This window comes from Agromyces humi, assembly GCF_009720255.1.
Taxonomy (GTDB): domain Bacteria; phylum Actinomycetota; class Actinomycetes; order Actinomycetales; family Microbacteriaceae; genus Agromyces; species Agromyces humi.
This window is the reverse complement of the sequence record NZ_WJSP02000353.1, coordinates 1-3,847: the sequence shown is the minus strand read 5'-3', so window position 1 is coordinate 3,847 and position 3,847 is coordinate 1. Positions and strand designations below refer to the sequence as shown.

The window sequence follows — 3,847 nt, the reverse complement described above, 5'->3', positions numbered from 1 at the left end:
CTACCCGGTGCCCGGCCAGCCGCGCGCGCACGCCGAGGTCGAGTCCGTCGTCGGCCGACGGCAGTGCCGGGTCGAATCCGCTGAGCGCCTGCCAGACGGTGTGGCGCACGAGGAGGCCGGCGGAATCGAGGCCGAGCACATCGCTCAGCCCGTCGTGCTGGCCCTGGTCGAGCTCGTCGGCGACGATCGGCACGCTCCGGCCGAGCTGCGTCATCGTGCGCCCCACGGAGGTGATGCGATCGGGCTCGTCCCAGCCCATGAGCTTCGGTCCGGCGAGCGCCACGGACTTCCCGGTCTCGAGCGTCGCGACGAGCGCCGCCAGCGCTTCGGGTTCGGGCGCGGCGTCGTCGGGGAGGAGCCAGAGGGCATCGGCATCCGAGGTCGGGATCTCGAGGACCCGCTCGCCCGCCCGGATCGCCTCGCCGAACGAGAGCGGCTCCTGGAGCTCGACAACATGCGACGCGCCCGCAGCGGCGGCCTGCGCTCGTGCCTCCGCGTCGACCTGCGCCAGGACGATGACGAGGGAGTCGGGCGTGCGCGCCTGGGCGCGGATCGCGTCGAGGGTCTGGGCGAGGCGGTCGCCGCCGTGACGAACGACGAGGACGGCGGTGACTCTGGGGAACATCGGGGACAGCCTAGGCGGCGCCTGCCGCGGCATCCGCAAGCGAGGCGGGCGTGCCACGAATCACCGCTCGAGGCGGCGCATGGCGGATCGCGCCACCGGTTCGGGTGGTCGCCCCGGTCCGGTGCGACGACGGCGTCGCACCGGACCCGGGCTCAGACCGCGCGCTTGCGGAGCTTGCGGCGCTCGCGCTCGGAGAGCCCGCCCCAGATGCCGAACCGCTCGTCGTTCGAGAGGGCGTACTCGAGGCACTCCCCACGAACTTCGCAACCGGTGCAGATCTTCTTCGCGTCGCGTGTGGAGCCGCCCTTCTCAGGGAAGAACGCCTCCGGATCGGTTTGCGCACACAGTGCGTCGCTCTGCCATGCCAGCGGATTGTCGTCGCCCGTGCCCTGCCGAACCCCCGGCACGCCCAGCCTCACCGGATCGACGAACCAATCGTCAGGTACTCCAGAACGATATTCAGGATTGCCCATATCGTCTCCCACCCAGTTGTACCGACCACCCAGAGGGTGTGTCTTGACCAATTACACCGGTGTAATTCGCGGGAGTCAAGTCGCGGATCGTAAACCCTCAACCGGCCGTCGAGGCTTCAACCCGCGCGCGACACGCCGAGGGCGTTCCGCAGACGTTATCTTGGCGGCCGGGTCTCGGGCCCCGTCTTCGGGATCAGGCGTCGGATGCCGCGCGGCGGGCCTCCCACGCGCTCTCGACCATCTGCGTGAGCGAGTGCCGCATCCGCCAGTCGAGGTCGCGCGCCGCGAGCTCGCCCGAGGCCACGATCCGGGCGGGGTCGCCCTCGCGCCGCGGGGCGATCTCAGGGGTGAAGTCGATGCCCGTCACCTCCGCGACGGCGCGCATGATCTCGCCGACGGAGACGCCGTCACCCGACCCGAGGTTGTAGACCTGCTCGATCGGCTCGCCCGCATCGAGCCGGTTGGCCGCGACGACATGGGCGGCGGCGAGGTCGGCCACGTGGATGTAGTCGCGCACGCAGGTGCCGTCGGGGGTCGGGTAGTCGTCGCCGTTGATCCGCGGCGTGCGCCCGTCGAGCAGGGCGTCGAAGACGAGGGGGAAGAGGTTGTGGGGGCTCGCGTCGAACACCTCCGAGGTGCCCGAGCCGACGACGTTGAAGTAGCGCAGGCTCGTGTGCGCGAGGCCGGTCGCTCGCGCCTGGTCGGCGAGCAGCCATTCCCCGATGAGCTTGGACTCGCCATAGGGCGACTCGGGGCGCTTGGGGGTCTCCTCGGTGACGAGGTCGACGTCTGGCGTGCCATAGACGGCGGCGCTCGAGGAGAAGACGATCTTCTCGACCTTGCTGGCCTCCATCGCCGCGAGGAGCGTCGCGGTGCCGGTGACGTTCTGCTGGTACGTGTGGAGCGGCCGTGTGACGGAGACCCCGGCGTACTTGAATCCGGCGAGGTGCACGACGCCCTGGACGTCGTAGCGCCTCATCGTGGCCTCGAGCTGCGGCCCGTCGAGGATCGTGCCGTGCACGAACGCCGCGCCCTGCGGGAGGAAGCCGTGCCGGCCCGACGAGAGGTCGTCCACGACGACCGTGTCGATCCCCTGCTCGGCGAACGCCCGAACGACGTGCGCGCCGATGTACCCGGCGCCTCCGGTGACCAGCCAGCTCATGTTCCCGCCTCCCGCGTGCGGGAGGTCCGCGCGCTCCCACGATCGTAACGGGACCGGGGAGGCCGAACCGAGCCGAGGCCCGGCACTACGGTGACCCGGCGCGGGCCGCCGCAGCGCGCCGCCGACGGTCAGACGGTGCGGGTGGGCAGGTTCTCGGCGTGGCGGTTGCGGTTGCGGATCTCGGGGCGCCCGTAGCCGTCGCCGTCGAGGCGGAGCACGGTGGCGAGCACGCCCCAGACGGCGAGGCCCGCGATGATGAGGAACACGAGTGTGGTCATGGCAGAAAATGTACTCCTTGCGACATCCTGCCGATAGTGGCAGAGTGGCCACACAACGACCTTTTCCTGCCAACCGGAGGACCACGTGCTCAAGACCATCGCCTGCATCGCGCTCCCCCAGATGGCACCCTTCGAGTTCGGGGTGATCTGCGAGGTCTTCGGCATCGATCGCCGTGAGCACGGGGGTCCGATCTTCGACTTCCACGTCGTCGCCGCCGACCCGGGTCCCATCACGACCAAGCTCGGCTTCGACGTCGTCGTGAAGGAGGGCCTCGACTTCGCGTACGAGGCCGACCTCGTCGCCGTGCCCGCGTCCCTGGTCGGCTCGCCGGCCGACGAGCGCGTGCTCGACGTCATCCGCGACGCCGTCGAGCGAGGAGCCTGGGTGCTCTCGGTCTGCTCGGGTGCGTTCACGCTCGGCTACGCCGGCGTGCTCGAAGGGCGTCGGGCCACCACGCACTGGATGTACACCGACAAGATGGCCGAGCTCTTCCCGCAGACCGAGGTCGACCCCGACGTGCTCTTCGTGCAGGACGGCAAGGTGGTCACGGGTGCCGGCACCGCCGCGGGCATCGACGCCGCCCTGCACATCGTGCGCACCGAGCTCGGCGCGAGCGCCGCGAACGTCGTCGCCCGGCGCATGGTGGTCCCGCCGCAGCGCGACGGCGGGCAGTCGCAGTTCATCCAGACCCCCGTGCCCGAGTGCCACAGCGACTCGTTCGCGAAGGTCACCGAGTGGATGCTCGAGCACCTCGACCATGACCTCACCGTCGACCTGCTCGCACGCAAGGCCCTGATGTCGCCGCGCACGTTCGCCCGCCGGTTCCGTGCGGAGACCGGGACGACGCCGAACGCCTGGCTGAACCGGCAGCGCCTCCTCCGCGCCCAGCAGCTGCTCGAGGAGACCTCGCTCACCCTCGAGGAGATCGCCCGCGAGACCGGCTTCGGTGCGGCCGCCGTGATGCGGCATCACTTCCTGAAGGTGCTGCAGACCACGCCGACGCAGTACCGCCGGCTCTTCGGGGTGCGCCAGACGACCGAACGCGAGGTCGCGGTCGCCAGCTGACGGCGGCGCGCGGCGCGCCGCCACCGGCCCACCAGTCGGCGTCGACCAGTCGGCGTCGATCAGTCGGCGGATGCCTCGAGCCGGCCGGTCGTCGCGACCCACGCGATCCCGTCGCCGGTGATCTCGACGGCGCCCTCGTCGGGCGTGACGTACGCCGCCTCGCCGCGGTCGAGCCGCGACTCCCCCAGCCGGCCCCGGAGACGGAGGGACCCGCCCTCGGCCAGCACGATCGCCGAGGGCGGG

General features: G+C 71.1%; 5 protein-coding genes and 1 pseudogene. 1 reads left to right on the top strand and 5 read right to left on the bottom strand.

Going from position 1 to position 3,847, the window contains the following annotated elements:
- The 4 genes from GH736_RS18870 to GH736_RS18855 form a co-directional block, all read right to left on the bottom strand.
- On the bottom strand, positions 1-625 hold a 625-nt coding region (locus GH736_RS18870), incomplete at its 3' end, for a glycosyltransferase family 2 protein (RefSeq protein WP_159606098.1).
- A gap of 152 nt (positions 626-777) precedes the next feature.
- Entirely contained in the window at positions 778-1,098 is a 321-nt protein-coding gene (locus GH736_RS18865) for a WhiB family transcriptional regulator (protein WP_159606096.1), read from the bottom strand.
- 193 nt (positions 1,099-1,291) lie between these two features.
- Positions 1,292-2,260, bottom strand: coding sequence for a UDP-glucose 4-epimerase GalE (gene galE, locus GH736_RS18860; protein ID WP_159606094.1), 969 nt, complete (start codon positions 2,258-2,260; stop codon positions 1,292-1,294).
- Positions 2,261-2,388: 128 nt separating this feature from the next.
- On the bottom strand, positions 2,389-2,538 hold the full coding sequence (locus tag GH736_RS18855; RefSeq protein WP_159606092.1) for a hypothetical protein: 150 nt from the start codon (positions 2,536-2,538) through the stop codon (positions 2,389-2,391).
- A gap of 85 nt (positions 2,539-2,623) precedes the next feature.
- Between GH736_RS18855 and GH736_RS18850 the strand changes: the two genes are divergently transcribed.
- Positions 2,624-3,604: a GlxA family transcriptional regulator gene (locus GH736_RS18850; RefSeq protein ID WP_159606090.1), complete on the top strand. Its 981-nt coding sequence runs from the start codon at positions 2,624-2,626 to the stop codon at positions 3,602-3,604.
- Between the two features lie 59 nt (positions 3,605-3,663).
- On the opposite strand, the pseudogene GH736_RS18845 reads toward GH736_RS18850, so the two are convergent.
- A pseudogene (locus GH736_RS18845) lies at positions 3,664-3,847 on the bottom strand (mannose-6-phosphate isomerase, class I); the annotation flags it as partial.

Coding starts and splice junctions, on each gene's coding strand:
- GH736_RS18865 (WP_159606096.1), bottom strand. CDS start 1,098: ATGGGCAATCCTGAATATCGTTCTGGAGTACCTGACGATTGGTTCGTC.
- galE (WP_159606094.1), bottom strand. CDS start 2,260: ATGAGCTGGCTGGTCACCGGAGGCGCCGGGTACATCGGCGCGCACGTC.
- GH736_RS18855 (WP_159606092.1), bottom strand. CDS start 2,538: ATGACCACACTCGTGTTCCTCATCATCGCGGGCCTCGCCGTCTGGGGC.